The organism is Paraburkholderia sp. BL6665CI2N2, from assembly GCF_004366535.1.
Classification (GTDB): Bacteria; Pseudomonadota; Gammaproteobacteria; order Burkholderiales; family Burkholderiaceae; genus Paraburkholderia.
The window spans coordinates 7,429,490-7,446,741 of sequence record NZ_SORC01000001.1 but is presented as its reverse complement, the minus strand read 5'-3'; the positions used below and the strand labels follow the sequence as shown (position 1 = coordinate 7,446,741).

The 17,252-nt window shown below is 61.7% G+C and carries 11 protein-coding genes; all 11 read right to left on the bottom strand.

What is annotated here, in order from left to right:
• Window positions 1–15: 15 nt before the first annotated feature.
• Genes B0G81_RS43915 through B0G81_RS33280 form a run of 11 tightly spaced genes read right to left on the bottom strand, consistent with a single transcriptional unit; the run spans window position 16 to window position 17,209 of the window.
• Window positions 16–183: a hypothetical protein gene (locus B0G81_RS43915; protein WP_166679101.1), complete on the bottom strand. Its 168-nt coding sequence runs from the start codon at window positions 181–183 to the stop codon at window positions 16–18.
• Window positions 184–194: 11 nt separating this feature from the next.
• Window positions 195–2,195 carry a hypothetical protein gene (locus B0G81_RS33325; protein ID WP_134141411.1) on the bottom strand — a complete coding sequence of 667 codons (2,001 nt, stop codon included), beginning with the start codon at window positions 2,193–2,195 and terminating at the stop codon, window positions 195–197.
• A 1-nt stretch (window position 2,196) separates the two neighbouring features.
• Complete coding sequence (locus B0G81_RS33320) at window positions 2,197–9,030, bottom strand: hypothetical protein (protein ID WP_134141409.1); 6,834 nt, start codon at window positions 9,028–9,030, stop codon at window positions 2,197–2,199.
• The gene (locus B0G81_RS33315) at window positions 9,030–11,318 is read right to left on the bottom strand and encodes a transglycosylase SLT domain-containing protein (protein WP_134141407.1); all 2,289 of its coding nucleotides are present in this window, start codon (window positions 11,316–11,318) and stop codon (window positions 9,030–9,032) included. The genes B0G81_RS33320 and B0G81_RS33315 overlap by 1 nt, the downstream gene beginning before the upstream one ends.
• 8 nt (window positions 11,319–11,326) lie before the next feature.
• Complete coding sequence (locus tag B0G81_RS33310) at window positions 11,327–11,917, bottom strand: hypothetical protein (protein ID WP_134141403.1); 591 nt, start codon at window positions 11,915–11,917, stop codon at window positions 11,327–11,329.
• Window positions 11,918–11,919: 2 nt separating this feature from the next.
• Entirely contained in the window at window positions 11,920–12,357 is a 438-nt protein-coding gene (locus B0G81_RS33305) for a hypothetical protein (protein WP_166679100.1), read from the bottom strand.
• 5 nt (window positions 12,358–12,362) lie between these two features.
• On the bottom strand, window positions 12,363–12,764 hold the full coding sequence (locus B0G81_RS33300) for a hypothetical protein (RefSeq protein WP_166679099.1): 402 nt from the start codon (window positions 12,762–12,764) through the stop codon (window positions 12,363–12,365).
• Window positions 12,765–12,820: 56 nt separating this feature from the next.
• Window positions 12,821–15,871 carry a hypothetical protein gene (locus B0G81_RS33295; RefSeq protein WP_134141397.1) on the bottom strand — a complete coding sequence of 1,017 codons (3,051 nt, stop codon included), beginning with the start codon at window positions 15,869–15,871 and terminating at the stop codon, window positions 12,821–12,823.
• Between the two features lies 1 nt (window position 15,872).
• Window positions 15,873–16,589, bottom strand: a complete 717-nt coding sequence (locus B0G81_RS33290) for a hypothetical protein (protein ID WP_134141396.1) — start codon at window positions 16,587–16,589, stop codon at window positions 15,873–15,875.
• A gap of 3 nt (window positions 16,590–16,592) precedes the next feature.
• Complete coding sequence (gene gp10 / locus B0G81_RS33285) at window positions 16,593–16,922, bottom strand: capsid staple protein (RefSeq protein ID WP_134141394.1); 330 nt, start codon at window positions 16,920–16,922, stop codon at window positions 16,593–16,595.
• 29 nt (window positions 16,923–16,951) lie between these two features.
• Window positions 16,952–17,209: a hypothetical protein gene (locus B0G81_RS33280; RefSeq protein WP_134141392.1), complete on the bottom strand. Its 258-nt coding sequence runs from the start codon at window positions 17,207–17,209 to the stop codon at window positions 16,952–16,954.
• Between the last annotated feature and the right edge of the window lie 43 nt (window positions 17,210–17,252).

Sequence of the window (17,252 nt, the reverse complement as noted above, 5' to 3'; positions counted from 1 at the left end):
CCTGCGTGGGCCGCATTACGCCTGCTGCGCCAGTTCCGTCAGGCGGTCGTAAAGCGCAAACTGCAACTCGTCGCCGGTCTGCGACGCATGCTGATCGCGCAATGCGAGCAGCCCGGCAGCGTTTTTCGCCCCTACCAACGGCGCCGCCAACTGCATAACCAATTCGAAATCCGGAATGTCCATTTGCCTTCCCCTTAAGGAACGAGCACGTCATTGACCATATTGTTCGCAACGGTCGTGAGCGCCTGACTGCCCGATGCGAGCAACGTCGATGATGTGAAATTGGTGATGTCGTTCGAAGTGACGCGCATCACCCCGCCGTTTGAAATGTAAAGCGGTCTGTTCCATGTGCCAGCGCCATCCATCGTGCATCGGGACAGTCGGAAATCTGTTGCAGTCGTACCGTCAACATCGATGGCATAGGGCTGCGGCGCGCCTGTCAGCAGAATCTCGACGTGCGTAATGCGCGCGGATGTCACACCTATGAACTGTGAGTTGTTCCCGTTCATCGACCAGCGGCCGCCAGACCAGCGGAAGTTAGTGATGGTGCCGGTGTTAAGCCGAAGAATTTGCGCCCGCGCACCGGTCATATCCAGGGTGGCGAGGGTCTGCCCATTTGCAGTAGCAATCTCGCCAGTAAAGGTGCCATTGAGATACAGGCTCTGGCTCGCCCCGAGGATGTTAAAGCTACCTGTTACCCGCGCATCGTTACCCAGCGTCACGCTCGCGGCCCCGCCGACCGCCATCTGGTCCGCATACGCCTGGAAATTGTTGCTGGTCGCGGTCCCGCCATACCCCGTGATCCGATCACCGGCTATCTTGCAAGCCCAGTACGTCGTGCCTGGTTTGCGGAACCTGCACGTCGACGACACGTCCACGTCGTCGCAGTTGTTGATCTCAAAGTACGCGCTCGATAGCGGATTGAATTCCGCGGTGGCCTCGCAGTCGATGTTGTGGAGCTTTACACCGATCGTCGCGTGGACCTTGTTGACGACGAGGCCTTTGGTCTTGACGTTGCGGATGTTCCAGTCATAACACGTCACGCCAGGGAAAAACTCGAGGCCCATGCTGTAACCCCAGCCCAACGCGGCGTTGCCCCGATAAGACTCGACATACACGCCGTCGATGTCGAGACCGTTGATCTGGTCGAGCTTGTCTCCGGGACCCGTTAGCGAGCCAACACCGAACGCGTAAAAATCGGAGTTCAAGAGCCGCAGGTTCCGGATCTTCGGTCGCGTGTGATTCCCGTAAAGGCGAAGATTGACAACGTTGTTCTGGCCGTTTGCGTCGATGGTGACATTGCGAACAAGGCCGTCAGTGATGCCTACAGTCTTGTTTGCGGCGTTGCCCCAGTTCACAAATCCCAGACTGGTCGTTGATGTTTTAAGGAGCGTGGCACCGTTGAAGTTAATACGGGGCGAAGAAAGATAGAGCTCACTTGCGTGATAGGTTTGGCCCTTCTCGAATTCGAGTTCCCATCCCAGTGCAGTGGCGACCGTATCTGCGAGCTGAATGGCGGGAGCCTGATCGGAAGCTACGTTTGCGAGAGCCCCAAATTGCGCCACGTTGATGACGTTCCGCAATTCGTCTTGCGCGGTGCGTGAAATCGCGCCAACGCCGTACTGTATGAAGCCGGCCATGGAGGAGCCAGCCGAGCCCGCCAGCATAATCAGAACATCAGCCGCACTGCCCGAGACCGGCACCATCACGGTTGGTTGGCCAAGAGCATCGAATGCCATCGCCTTATTGGCGCGCACCGCCGCCGCCGGCATCACCGGACTGATCGCAGTCTGGTCGTCGACAACCGGAAAGACGAGCGAGCGGCTTTGTATCTCAGCTAGCTGCTGCTGCGTCATCGTTTGATAGTCCATCGCAGACTCGACTACATCCGGATAGAAACCGTTCTGGTTGACGATGTCCGTCTGCTGAACGATCGGCAGCGTGCGAAGGATCGTGATCGACCACAGCGCTGCCAGCGCTGCACCGGAAAGTGGGTAGGTCACCGCGCCGCCGGTCTTGTTGCCAATGCCCGAGACACTGTATTGAGACGGAGAGAGCGTTGTCTGGTTGCCCAGTGGATCAGTGACGATCACTGTCAGCTGGCTCTGGTTCGGGATCAGGAAGCCGTACGGGAAGCTGGTCGCTACCCCATTGCCGTAGCGGATCGCCTTGTTGGCGGTGCTCGAGATAGTCATGTCACTCCTTCACTTTGCCGTAGACGAGCCCGTGCAGCCAGTCCGAGATGTCTTTCGGGTTTTGGTCACCGTGCGCCCAGTCCCAGACGAACTGCGCACTGCCAGACACTTGCCCTGTCGGAAGGCCGAACACATATCCAGCGTTTTGCACCGCATGCTTCACCCACTTGTCGGACACGTCGTGATCGGATAGTCCGGTTGCGGCCGCGATGTCTTTGCCAGACTTGAGGACGCTGTTCACCATCTGCGCGGCCGGCGTCGCCTCGTAGTCGCGACCGGACATTGCCGAGTTGGCGATATCGCGAAACACCGGAATGCCGGACATCAGACCTAGCCCGATCTCTTCGGCCGCCCAAGTAGGCCAGGATTGCTGCTCTGCTTGCTTCTGGCTCGCCGCGGGCTTGAGGGCAGCGTGCACAAGCTGGGGAATCACAAAGTAAAACCACGACCGCGCCATCACCATTGCGAAATCGCCCCTTGCCTGCCGATAGTCGCCTTGGCGTGCGGCATCGAGCGCCTGACCCGCACGACGACCGATATCGCGCTGCCGGTTATAGAAGTGGTTCCAGAAGCTGTAGAACATCGTAAAAAGCTTTTGAAACTCGGGGCCGCGCTGGATCGCTGAGAGGTCTTTGGAGCCGCCACCGCCGTGCGCGTTGCGAACCGCCTTATCAGCCGAATAGACAGCGTCCTGCTCTGAGAGTCCTTCGTGCAGGCCCTTGTTGTACGCGCCGACCCACGTCGGCATCGCTGACCCCATGTCGAGCATCGAGATGCCGTAGTACGCAAACCGGCGGGCGCCGTCGTATGCCTTCTGCGCTGGGTTGCGGTTGCCGTGGGCTTCCATTTCACGCAGCGCGTCGCGCACGTCGCGATCAACCTCGTTCATACGGTTGCGCATCTCGCCAGATCGCTCGAACACGAAGTCGCGAGTTGCCGCCCACTTGGCCGGCGTGTCGAATGCGTGAATGCCGGACATCATCCAACGCGTGCCGATCTCGCCGATCGAGTTCGACAGCGCGCTACCGCCGTGGATCATCATGGTCGTGAAACGGAACCCGAGGCCGACCATGGTCGCGTTGGTCCGCGCGAAATGCGCGGCACGGTCCCACCACGCGAGACCGCGCTGGTCGTACACCTTGTCGTTGGCGATTGCCTGCAACCACGGGCGGAACTGTTTGTATATCTCGCGCCCCATCGTCGTCTCGACTGCTTCGCGCACGCGCTCGTCGCCGAGAAAGCGATCGGCGTCCATGATCGCTTCGCGATAGGCTAGATCATGAATGACGCCGGTCAGGTGACGCGGCAGCACGTCGAGGTTCAGATACAACGGGCGCGAGTAGTCCTGAATCCGCTCGATCGTGTGCCCCTTGTCGGTCGTCGCGCGGGTGTAGTTGTTTTCGAACAGGCGATCGCCGGAGCGCTGACGGTTCAGCTCGACATCGTACGCACGCAGCGGGTCATAGATCGCCGGGTAGTAGCCACCGCGGTACCGCCCAAAAGGCGTGGCGACTTCGGTCGGCCGGACCTTGTCCGGAGCAACGCCGGACAGCCTCTTTTCCATCGCCTCGATATGCGGCCAAAGCGTTTCGATCAGGTCCCACGATCCTTGGACAAAGTCCCAGTCTGGCTTCGTCAGATGCCGATTTAGGACGGCCCAGATCGACTGGCGCGTCCAGCCCTCGCCTTCCATCAGTTTCGCGAAGTTGCTGTCGTTGCCCACGTTCAGCGCCATCGCGATGATGTCCTTCTTGAGCATGCGTGACGGCTCGCCAGTGCGGGAATCCTTCAGCTCGGGCAGCTCGTACCGGTTAAGCCAGTCTTTTGTAACCTCGGCGGGCAGCTTGTCGTGCAGCGCGCGCATCTGGCTCACAACGTACGAGCGCAGATCGTTTTCGCGGACACCAGCGTCAGCCAGGCGGCGGAACACCACGCGGTTAAACACGCCGTTGGAATCGTGGCCGTCGAGCCAGTCGAACACCTGCTCCATCTTGAGCATCGATGCGTCGAGCGAGCGCAAGCTGGTTTTGGCGTTCAGCCACTTCGCATTGACGCGATCGAGCCCTCGGCCGCCCTCGCCCGGGTTTCGCTCGAGCGGGATGCTCTTTGCCGGCAGCTTGTCGGCCGTGGCGACGGCCTCAGCAACGACCGAATCAAAGTCGCGCTCGTCGGCCCCGTCAAGCAGCGTCTGCTTCAGCTTGCCGATGTGCGCGATGTTTTCGACGGTGTCGCGCAGGCCTCGGAACTCGTCGACCGTGAGCTCCGAATAATGCTTCTGATAGGCCTCGTTCAGCAGCTCGGTCGGCACGTAGATCTCTTCGCCGTCAGCCTGCTTGCGATCGGCCCACTCGCGCAGCGAGCGCCGCCGGCCAATCTCCTTCTGGGACGCATCGCCGAAGTCGAAACGGTCGAGCAGCGCGTGGATCTGGTCGAGATACTCCTGCGAGATGCCCTTGATCGTGCGCTTTTCCGCGTATCGGTTCAGTTCCTTCGCGCCCGACTGGATTTCTTCGGCAGCGTTGCGCGCCGCAACGAACAGATGATGATTGAGAACCTGCTGACGCTTCGCCGCATATGCGCCGGCGTGGTCACCATCAACGAGCGCCTGCTCGACCCGGCGCGCAGCGATTGCTTCCGCGCGGGAGTACTTGCCCGTCAGCTGCACGTCGCGCACTGTCTTTCCGGCAATCTGGTCTTTCGCCCACTGGCGAACGTCGTCAGCGGAAAACGCCTCCTGGTGGATCCGCCGGCCGAGCGCGCGCAGCTCGATCTGAAGCGCCTTCTGCATCTCCTGATTGTGGATAGCGTCGATCGCTTCATCGCGTATCGAGCCGTCTGTCAGAATGTCCGGTCGCTCCTCCGACATGCGAAAGTCGGTGCGGCGGTCGATGATGTACTGGCGCGCGGTGCGGCGTTCGTCAGGCGTCTGCCGGATATCGCGTTCCTGCTGCTCGAGCGCGGTCAGCGCCTTTACCAGCTCGTTGCCGGAGCCAAACCCGAGCACGTCGGACATGTCGTCCGGATGGACGCCGCCGCGCTTGACTGTTGTGCCTTTCGGCATTTTTTCCGACGTGCCCTCGCCGTACGCCGCGTCGATGTCTTTCGCCGAGAGCTTGCCGATCTTGATGCCCTCGGCGCCGTCGCTCAGCTGCCCGGTACGCAACGTCTCAAGCGCGGCAATGTCCGGACGCGCATCGACCTCCCGTGTGACTTCAGCCTTCACCTTGGCGCGATAGGCTTCATAGTCGGTCGTGCGCTTCTTCCGCACGTGCTCCATGACCTTCGGCAGCAGCGCGCTGTCGGCGGCCGTACCAGCGCTCGCAACGGTCTTCTGGTACTCGGCAAACTCGCGCTCCGTCATACCTGCGGTCGCCGGATCGTCGAACGCCGCGCGCAAGTGCTGCGCACGCCGCGCGTTCTCGATCTCCTGATCGGTGGCGACAAGGCGGTCAAACACGCCACGGATATCGTCGTTGATCGGCGTGTTGAGTTGGGAAACCGAGCGATAGATCGCGGTCAGCCAGGACTTGAATTTGGAGAAAGCGGAAGCGAGCGCGCTGCTGGGCGCTTTGCCTTCCATGAAGTACGCTTCAGCGGCCCGTGCGAACTGCTCGTGGTGCTCGACCTTTATGTCACCGCCGGCTTCCTTCGATTCGCGGAGATTTTTAGCAATGTCTTCCGGCGCGTCGAAGTGAATGTAAGGCGCTTTGAAGGACGTGCCCTCGTCGTCGAAGGCCTTCTTCAGGTGGGGGCTGTCTTCGGGAATGTCGACGTAGTAGACCTTTTCCGTGCGGCCGTCCTTCGTTGCATATCCCTCGGCGTATCTGCGATCGGGCGTTAGCCAACGCGAGCCACCGGAGTACTCTGTGCCGCCGTGGTACATACGAACGAAGCCGGGTTTCACCGGCTCATCGCCCTCCAGGCCCATCCACGCGCGGACGGCAGCAAAGTCATCGCGCAACTGCTTCGGCGCGTCTGGTCGCGCGGCATCGGCTCGCAACTCTTCGAGCCAGAGGTGACCCGATTCGTGAAGCAGCGTCGAAAGATCGCGCGCGCGGAACAGCTCGATCAGCGCCTTTCCGTTACCCAATGTGATGCTGCCGCGAACACCGTCGCCGGGAGCGGAATTGGCTACGCCTCGTCGCTGTCCTTCGCCTGACGATTCGCGTTGTGCTTCGCCATTAGCGCCGCCGCCACCTTCACCGTCGCCGCCTGCTGCTCCGGTGTCAGCTTGTCCATGCCGGGAATCGTCGACAGGTCCAGATCCTTCAAGTCCGGTTCCTTCGGTTTGCTGTTCTGCTTTGTTTTCGCCATTGCTCAGTTCCGATTTGAGAGCGTCGGCAAAATCGCCGGTACCACTATTCTCATGGGCTTTCGCGAGTTCTTCAAGCTTCGCTTCAGCGTCGTCATCACCGAGTTTGTCGCGCAGCGCGGCAACGAGCGAATCGACGGCGCGCGGATCGGCTTCGCCTTCGAAAAGACCCGCATCGGCGAAATCCTCGGGTTTCAGCTCGAGGTCGGCGATACCGGTCGGTTCCGGCTGATGATTCTCCCACTCCTCAGCCACGCGACGTTGCGCTTCCTCGTGCTGCCGATCAATCGGGAAAATCGCCTCACCGCCGTGGGCCCGCTGGATCATGTCCGCGAGCTTTCGTGTACCGCCCGTATCATCTTCCGCGTCGATGTCGGCCTTCGTGAGGTAGTGCTCCTGGACGGCCCGTTGCGCAAGGTCATCAAGCGCCACCCCGTTCTTGCGGAACATCGGCCCATAGCCTGGGATCAGGCGATTTCCGGCGCGACCCTTCTCGCCAGTGATATCGCTCTTGTGATCGAGCGCGACGCCGTGCTTACCCAGAAATCCGAGGAACGGGTCCGACTCTTCGAGCCGCGCGCGCTGCGCTTCCGCGCCGCTGCGGCTCTTGCCAGATTGTTCGAACGAAGCATGCTCCGGCGCATCGCCGGGTCGAATCTCGACACTGGCCTCGCGATACAGCTGCATCGGGTCAACGCCGAGCCGTTCCGCCCGGGCTGTATAGCGGGCTGCAAATAGCGACCCGTACTGTTGCGCGGCATCCGGCGTGTAACCGGCGTCCTGTGCCTGCTTCGTGATGTCGTCATAGATCTGGCGAACCGGATCATCGACGCCGACCATTTGCTGCGCGTCGCGCGCGAGGCCGTCGGTCGCCGACTGCTGAAAAGTCTTCGCATCGTTGAGCGACATGCCGTCCTGCCGCACGCGGATGTCGGGCAGCAGCTCGCGCGACACGTCGGTGCCGGCCATGTGCGTCAGGTAATCCGCCGTCGGAATAACCACGTCACCGCCGAGCGGCAGCGCTTCGTCCATCTGCTTTCGCATGTCCGGCATCCAGCCGAACAGTGGATCGGCGCCGGTGGTCGGATCGACGCCCTTCGATTGATACAGCTGAGCGATGCGCTCGGCGGGCACGAACAGGCTCTCGACCGGCGTGCCGTTTGTTTGCGACTGCATGAAACTGGCAAATGCGTCTGGCGAACGTGCGCGCGTCGCGCTGTCGGCCGCGCCGTCTTGCAGCTGCTGGAAATTCTGCATGTCGGCTTGGGCCTGCCGCACCTTCAGCATGTCGCCGGCGAAGTGCACGCCCGCGCCGACGCCGTGCATGCCACCGAACAACAACGCGCCCGACTCAGCGGCGTCGGCTAGCCGCGTGATCGCCTGCTGGCGCGTCGCGTCATCGTTGAAAACGGTATGGAAATCGCCTGGGCTGATCTGCTTTGCGGCTTCTTCGCCCAGGATCTGCGCACCGTCCATGGCCGCATTCAATGCCGCGCCTTGCACACCACCCTTGGCCGCCGCAAGCGTAGCCGTGCGGAGCGCCGCAGCAACCGTCGGACGCGTCATCGCTTGGCTGACCGCTTCGGAGACGAAAGGCGCAATCGCTTCGCTGCCGACCTTTGCCGCCGCGCCGCCACCAATGCCGGCTACGCCATAGGTAAGCGCGCCCGCGATCAATGCGCCGATCTGCTTGGATGGCTCGGACAGCTCACCGCCGCCGTCATCGCGCACGTTTGTAAGTGCACGGTAGGTAAGGCCGGCGCTAACTCGCGCCATGTCAGCCTTCATGCCGACAATGCCGCCAGCGATCGCGCCCGGGATAGCGCCGATGCCGCCTGCGCCGGCACCGATCGCCGCGCCGCCTGCAGCTTCGGGTGCGCCGGAAACGATGTTGTCGATTAGACCCGCAGCGAACGAGCTAAAGGTCTGGGCCGTTCCATACAGGCCTTGGGCGTGCGGCTGTTGCGCGAGTGTGTTTTCGGCTTGCTTGATCTGTTGGTCGGTGTCAGGCGTCGCCATACCTGCCACGCCAGCGCCCTGCTTCGTGTTATATAGCCGGCCGAGCTGGTTTTGCGCGATCGCGGACACCGCGCCGCTTTTCAGGGAAGCTAGCGCCTTCGATACCATGTCAAGGTTATCGAAGTCGTCCTGCGCCACCCGTGCCGCCGGCGGGTTCGCTGCGACCCACTGGGCGAGCACAGGGTTCGTCTGCATGATCTGGCGGTTCTGCTGCAGCTGCGCCTGCTGCTCGTACATCGGCAGATTGGCTTCGACGGCCGGCGCAGGCACGCCCACCTGCGGCGCGACCTGCATCGCGCGTGCCGCCGTGTCTGGCTTCGAGGTCTGAGCTGCGAGCAGATTGTCGGTGGCGGTGCGCTGCGTCGCATCTCCCATCTGTCGCACGATGTCGGCGTATGGATTAGCGCTCTCTGCAGGTTGCGGAGCGGCAGGCGCCGCGGCAGGCGTGGTGCCCTGCGGCGTCGCGCTTTCCATCGACTGGATGATGTCGGCGTAATCTGGCATTAACGGTCGTTCGCGAAGGGGTTATCGACGGTCGAGGTCACCGGCGCTGATGCTGCACGGCCGCCACGTGGCTTCTTCGCCGTGAGCTGCGACTGCGTATAGATCTGGTTGATGACGGTGTCGCTCGGCGTCTGGCCCGGATGCACCTGCTGGAAGGCGCCGACGATCTTCGCCCTCTCGGTATCTGGTGCGGGAATCTGGAAGTTGCCCGGATCGGTCTGGAAGGCACGCGCTGGCGCAGGGCCCGACCACCACAAATGGCCCGACGATTTGCTGCTGTCGACGCCCTGCTGCAACAGACCATTGGCCATGTCCCGCAGCTCGCCGTCATTCGGTGCGCGCTTGTTGGCCGAATAGAAGTCATCGAGCGATTGCGACAGGCGACCGGTGAACGTGTTGTAGTCCTGCGCCTTGTCCGGCGAATCCTTCGCCGTCGGGATATGCACGCCAGCAGCCTGAAGGGGCGCGCGCGCGACAGCCATCGCATGCTCGAGGTTCAAGGCCTTCGTCTGGTCTCGCTCAGCGCGGCCGGTCGCGGCGGCCTGCAGGTTGATGAGCTGCTCGGTCATGCTGTGAGGCAGCTGGCCGAAATACTTCGTCAGATCCTCATTCGCAAACGCCGTCTGATCGTTCGCTGCCTCGCCCTTCAGTTTGTAGAAAGTCGCGAGCGACGCCTGATTGACGGGCGGATCCGTGTTCTTCGCGTTATGGTCGACGAGGTCCATGATGCCGACCTGCTGCTCGGGGCGCAGCATCGCCCAAGCCGATTTCATATCCGGCGTGGACAGAAGGTCGCTCAGAGTTGTCGGCTTGCCACTGCCGCTCGAGCCGATCGCAGCCGAAACAAGCGAGTCACGCGCTGCCATCTGCTGACCCTGCTGACCGGCCACAATCTTGTTCGTCTCGTTGAACAAATTTCCGACGACTGCATCGCGGAATGTGGGGTCGTTCGGGTAAAGGCTTGTAGCGAGCGTGCTGGCCTGATCCTGCCAGTCGGCGAGATGCGCGCGAGGGTCATCACTTGTCGGCGGAGTGCCGGCCTTAGGCGGTACGGCCGCGTTGATCTTCGAGATATAAGCCTGCGTCGCCGCCGGCATTTTCGCAACCAACGAAGCGTCATTGAGCGGCACCCCAGACGCCTTGGATGCCTGAACCAGCTTGTCAACGTTGCCGGGGCCCCAGTTGTATGCCGCCAGCGCAAGCGTCTGATCGCCGCCGTAGTGCGCCCCCATCGCGTCCAGATAGTCGTTGCCAACACGCGAGCGTTCCGCAGGGCTGTTGTCAGCGGCCGGACGAACGCCGTAACCGGGACTCCAGTTGGTGGCATCCATAACCTGCATGTCGCCCTTTGCGGTTCCTTGCCCAGCAACATAAGGGCCGACAGCAGACGGGTTACCGCTGGATTCGGCGTTTTGAACTGCTGCGTGCAGAGCGTCGATCGTGGACCCATTGATCGTCGCGCCACCCTGCATGATGTTCGAGACGATGTTGCGCGCGAGCACCGGCCGCACATTCGCTTTCAGATAGTGCTCAAGGTTCGGTCGGTCCGCAGCGCTGATCTGCTGCTGGTTATCGCTGTACATGTTTTGCGCAGCGACCGGATCGTTCTGTGCATAGCGCATGATCCGCTGCTGCCACGCCTTGCTGACGTAGTCGGACTGCTTCGCCGCGACCTGCTCCGGCGACCAGCCCTGCAACTCACCCATCTGCAGCGCTTCATCCTTGATGGTCGCGACCGCCTGTCCGAAGCGGTTATCGTCGTTGTAATAGTTCGCGGCAGTATTCATCTCCAAGTTAGCGCGCGCATCAGCGGTGCCGACCTGCCAGATCTTGTTTTGCTGGGCCGCGTGCTGGGCGCCGCTCGACAGAGCGTATTCGACCCGCTTCACGCCGGCACTATCGAACATGCGTTGAGCGGCAGGGTTCGGCAGAGCGGAGCGGGCGTCCTGATAGGCCTGCTGAACGGACTGCTGATAGTCCTGATAGCCATCCACCGCGTCTTTGCCGAGCTTCGTGCCATAGCCATTCTGCGGGTCGAACTGCAGATCGGTCAGCTTCGACGCCAGTTGAATATCAGCGTTCTTCGCGAGCGTTTCGTTCTGTAGGCCCTGAAACGCGACAGCCGCTTGCGCCATCGTGTTTGACACCTGATCGGTCGCGGCTCCGATGCGCTGCGCCGCCACGCCGATTTGTGCGCCGAACGCATCGGGAGAGGCGCTCGCGTTGTCGTAGGCCGCGTGCACCTGGCCAAATTGCGTCTGGGTCGTCTGGAGAGGAACTTGTGGCATGACCTGAATCAACCGTAATCAGCTGGGTTATCAAACGACGAGTCGTATCCGCTACTGAACAGACCGTTCGTCTTGTACTGTGCCCACTTGCTGCCAACACTGGACGCACCGCTGAGAATCGACGAGAACCCGTTGACATAGCCCGCTGTTTGCGCGTTCGAGCTCGAGGCCTCGTCGAGGCTCGCCTGCTGGCTATAGCTCAGGCCCTGCAGCTGATAGCCGTACGCCTGGCGAGCCGCGTTGTTACGGATGGTCATGGCGTCGACGTCGCCCAACTTCGCCGTGTCGCCCTGGATGCGCAGCGCACTGCCACTGTCTAGATCAACACCGTTCGCGGCCATCGCCGCGCGCTCGGCTCCAATCATCTGCGAGGTTTGCTGCTGCTTCGCCGCGACCTGATTCTCACCATCGTCCATTGCCTGCTTTGAGTACGCATTTGCGACGATCTGGTTGTTCTTTGCGACCTCTGCCTGATAGCTGGCTGCAGCGCTGGCCGCCTGTCCCTGTCGGACTGCTCCGTACGCGGAAACGCCCGCACCTACTGCGGAGACGGCAAGACTGATTGACGCGATAGCTGCTGCTGAAAGTCCCGCAGACATGACTAGCCCTCCAGCCGATTGTTTAGAAGCTGCACGTTCTCGCTACCGCCGAGTAGTTGCTGGTTGGTGGATTCGAAAAGTTCCATCGCAAGCTTTTCGAGGTCTGTCTCGTCGGTCGCGTGGACCGTGGTCCAAAACGTGTCGCGATAGGTGCAGCCCGCGCGCTTGGCGCCCGGCTTCGACTTGATGATGAGTTGCAGCGCTGTGATGCGGCGCACGCCTTCGTCGGTCGTCACATCGATATCGCCAGAAACGATGCAGAGGTGCTCTGACTTATGCACGGCGCCGGTCAAGACCGTGCCCGCCCGAATGAACATCTGCCGCGCATAGAGACCGGGCGCGAAGTGATGCCACACCGGACACTCGGCCTGAGGCAGCTTGTTGATTTCCGCCTCGAGCCGGTTCACGTAACCGATCATGTCGCCAGCAACGACTTCCATCTTTTTCATTCCCCAATTTCAAAGCGGTGAAAGAGCGCGCCTGCCGGGCCGATCGGCTCAGCGTCGTGCACAACGAAACCAAGGCGCTTGAGCCACTTCACGCACGTGACATAGCGCGCGTCGACAACGTTGTGCAGATACGGAAACTTGCCGCGCAGGTGCGCGAGGTATGGCTTGCAACCGCGCAGGAACGTGACGCGGTGCTCGGCCACGAGGTCCGTCGACAATAGCCACGGTGATCCAGCATTACCAATCAGCGAGGTCGTCCCGATGCCGAACATGCACGCGGGCTGCTCATCGACGAGCCACGTCCAGGCATACAGCGACCACTCGAGCGAGATACGGAGCGCCTCAAGCGGCTCAACGTTCGCGATGGCCCAACACTCGGCGCAGTCGGCCGCACGCATGCGCGGCGCCATTGCGACCGCGTGCTCAAACCTTGCAGGGACGACGCGCGATTCCATCAGCTATCTCCCACAGTGATTTCGGGGATCAGGCCTAACACGGTGCACGGCAGCGGATCATCCTGTTGAATGCAAATCTGCCCGGTGAGGTCATAGAGCGGATCGAGCGTGATCCGTTCGTCGCCGGTGATGAGCTGGATTGGCTGCCCCATCGGCTGGGTGTTGCGCTCCTTGAACTCGTGCAGGGTGCTGAACGTCTGCCCGACCTTCATGCCGCGGCTGTTCAGCATGCGCACCGTGACCGCACTCACCTTCTTCCGCTTGCTCTGGATCGTCGGGCCACCCTGAATATCCAGATACAGAGTCTTGAGCTGCGCCTGATACGGGAGCCCGACGACGACCGATGTGGCGGCACGCTGCAGCGTCACGGCACCCTTGATGACCTGCTGCTGCGGCAGCACGTTGCCGTCGGCCAGCAGCGCGACGGTCTGCCCTTCGAGATGGTCCATGCCGCTGACAGTGCTGACGGGCACCGTTAGCGACCACTCGCCCGACGACAGCGGCCACAACGAGCTGAGCGCAGTCGTCACATTGACGATGATCTGCTTCGCGGACGGCACGGCAACGACAGTGCCCATACCGTTAGCCGCACGCAGGATGGCACCAACGTGCTGCGCACCGAACACCGCCGTGTCCGCGTTCATCGTGACGCGAGATTGCACGATGGCGGTGCCGGTCGCGCCCGACCCGGTTGAGTCGGATATAACAAGGTTTGGCCGGGTTGCGACGGCACCGGGCGTGGTCGCTGCGATGGCCGTGATGACTCCGGCGACTACCGTCGCGGCGAACGTAGCGCCACTGCCGCTCGCATCCACCACCGTCGGGCTGGTGTAGTTCTGGCCACCATTGACCACGTTCGCGCCGTAGATACCAGGCGTCGCCGACAGGGCTGTCGGCCAAAGCGTTGCTGCCGGGTAGGTCAGCGGATATTGGCGGCCGCAGTCGACGAACCATGCCTTGCTCAGATCCGCCGGCACGCCGACCGACGGATCGCCGCCCATGATGCGGCTTGCCATGCGCTCGACGTACTGCACCAGCTGGCCGTTGACCATCCGTTGGACGACAAAATAAACCGCGTTCTCATTACCCTCGGATATCGAGCAAACCGACTTGAACAGGCCGTCCGTGTCGTGGCGGCACCATGCATAAACGTCCTGTTCCTTGATGTAGGTGAACGACAGCAGAATGCCGTCCTCGCGCACCGCCCAGATGACCTTGTACGGCTCCTCCGAATAGGCCCACTCGACAATCTGGTGACCGTCGAACAGATGCTTCGAAAGCACCGTCATGTCGCTGCCGGTGTAGATGTTCACGTAAAAGTTGTACGACAGGTCGCGCACTGTCGCGCCCTTCGCCTGCACATACAGGATGTCGTAGTTAATGACGATCGGCGGGACGTCCGAACAGCCGTTGTAGGCCTGCGGCACAGCATCGAACTGCGATGGCGTGATCACGCTCGACTGCGTGCCGCCGTCGATACGCCAAGCGCCGCTCGCCGTCAGTGCAATCAGCGAGGTCATCGGCAGCAGGTGCTTGATGGCATTGACCTGCTGCGAAGCGATCGTCGCCTGAATCGCGTCATCCTGCTTCGATGGGCTCGAGTAGTCCATGTTCAGGAAGTCGCCCGACTTCGACAGCGAGATGCCGTCGGGCTGGTTCGCCATACCGGCGAACACCTGACGCTGCTGAAAATAGGTGCTCGTGCCCGGATTGTTACCGCTCGCAAACGGGTTGTTGCCCTGCGGCGGACAGTTCGAGAAGTCCGGCGTGATGTTGTTGTCGACGAACGTCATATCTGTCGACTGAGCGGTAAGCGAACCAACGAACCCGAATAGCGAACCTGCGGGCGGAACGCCTCCGGCGTTTTCCGCTGTCCGGTAGATATTGAACATGGTCGGTCCAGCTTGAGCTGGGATCGCGAGTATATTGCGCGCGCCGCTCACGCGAGACAGCGTGGCGCCGGAACACTGGGCTTCAGTCGATGGCAGGCTCTCCGTCGTCCCATTTGTGCCGACCGCGGTCACGACATAGGAATATTCGGTCGCAGCGTGTGTAAAGCTGCCGCCCGGAAATGTTCCGAATGTCGTCGTGTCTAGCTGCGTACCATCCGCCTTCTGAAGCGCGAACGAACCGTCTGTCATCGCCGACGTGATCGTGTACGCGTTGCCGTTCATAGACGCGTTCCACGTGCTGCCCGCCCCATCCGGCGCTATGGTCGCGATCACCTGGTCCCCATTGGCAAAGTCGTTGCGGGGCACGGTAAATGTGCCGGGATTGGCCTGCCCGACGCTCGAGATGTTGAATGAGCTCGGTGCGATCGGTGCCGTGACGGTGATGCCAGTCGGTGCGGGCGTCTTCGACTGAAACGTGATCTGCGTAAAGGTCCAAACCCAATGCTGCGTGCGCGTCAGCTGGTATGCCGGATAGCCGATATGCGTCAGCGTCATGACGTCGGCACTCTGCACATACTTCAGTGTGGCGAGGTCGGCCGCTGCGTACGGGCTGACGGCAGTGAACACACGCGCGACGTATCCGCTGGTGAACGTACCTGCCGTCGTCGAGTCGACCGGGTTGCCAAACAGATCGGTCAGCGTGAAGGTGTTGGCGGTTACGTTCTGAACGATGAAGAGCCGTGCATAAAGCGACGCCATGCCACCTACATACAACTCGACTGTGTCGCTATTGTTATAGCCGTGCCCGGTCGCTCCGACGGTGCACGGATTGCTATTCGACACGGACTGCACCGTGACGATCGGCTCGAGCACAAAGCCGCCATTCATCACCACGCGCATCGTGTGGTTGCCGAACAGCAGCGAATACGTCTGGACCGTCGAGAACGTGAACGGGATCAGCCGGTTCGCCGTCGCTGCGCTGACACACGGACCGGTGAAAGCGGTGCCGGCGCGGTTCGATGCGCCGCCGCGAAAGTCGACGAAGAAGTTGCGCATGAGCGCCGCGCCGACGTGATATTTGTCCAGATCGACACGCGACCATAGCGCCGGGCTTAACTCGCCGGCGGCAAATGACGGCTGGATAACTGGTTGGCCCATATCAGTCGTAAGGTGTGAGCGCGATCGGCGCGTTGAACCACTGCGATCCGTCCGGAATCCAGTCAGCGGCGAAACCGCGTACGCGCATCCAGTCCGGCTGGTGATCGATGACCGTCAGCCCCTCGTTACCGTTACTGACCTGTGCGCCATTGAGCAAAGCCTGGGCGAGCTGAATCAGCGTCTGCCGCGTGCCTTTATCACCGGTGAGCGGGATGGCCAGCTTCGAGCCGAGCACCGGCACGAACGCGTCAACGAACGACGGATCGTAAATTGCCGGATTCGTGATGCGTGCTGTGTACACCAGTTGCGCCAGCGGCTCGTTCGTCAGCAGCACCGTGATGTCGTTGCCGTCGCTGTCCTCATCCGAGCCGATGATGAACGGCACCGGACGCTGCTGTGCGACCGGAAACGGTGCACCGGTGATTGCCATCTGCGGCAGCACGAAACGCGCTAGCAGGCAGTTCGCCGGGAGTGCGTACTCGTACGTCCATGGCTGCGGTACCGCTTGGCCCTGCGTAGCGTCGGCGATCAGCGCGAGCTGCACCTGCTTGCGCGCGAAGTTCCAATGCACACCGCGCAGCGCCGCCTCTAGCGCGACGTCATAGTGCAGCGAGCACTGATTCGATTCGCCGCTGCCCTCGTCGAGGGACGCAATGGTCGAGCGTGTGCCCACCGCCGCGAGCGCAAGATTGCAGATCTGGACTTGATTGGTCGACACGCGTTACTCCTTCGCGCCGTACAGTTTTTCGGCTGCCGACGGACCTTTACCGTCGTCGAGAGCCATCTGCGTGATCTGCAGGCTGACCGACTTATAGCCGTCGCCGCGCTCCGATTCGGAGCTGCTCACACTCGTCACCTTCACGGTCGCCGTGAGACTCATCTCGGCACCAATTGACGGCAGATCCTTGATGCCGAGCTTCGCGAGCTCGTCGCTGCCGAGGCTGATGCACAGCCCGTACGGATAGTCCGGACCTTCGTCGGCCTGCTCTTTCCAGCGATCTTCCGCGGCCTTTTTCTCAGCCTCGGTACGCTCCATGCTGACGAGCTTCATGTGGGCAGCTCCCGCTTACGTTGGTGCGCTTACGCCGTCAGTGGCGCGAGCTTGTTGAAGTCGAACTGCTTCGGCTTGTGCTTCGCGATCATCGCCTTCGCTGCGTCGTTCAACGGCACCATGTGGTAGCCCGGAACGCCACGAAATTCGATAGTTGCGCCTTCTTCGTGCAGCCGCTCGAAGTTGTCGTTCTCGGTCCGCAGATAGGCTTGCTCGGTGAGTTCGTAACGCGGGCATTCCCGCGATTGCGAGTCGCCAGCCTGAGTCTTGTCGAGTGGGTCGGGCATGTCGATTCCTTAGGTGCGCTGCCGGGAAAAGCCGGGGCGGTTG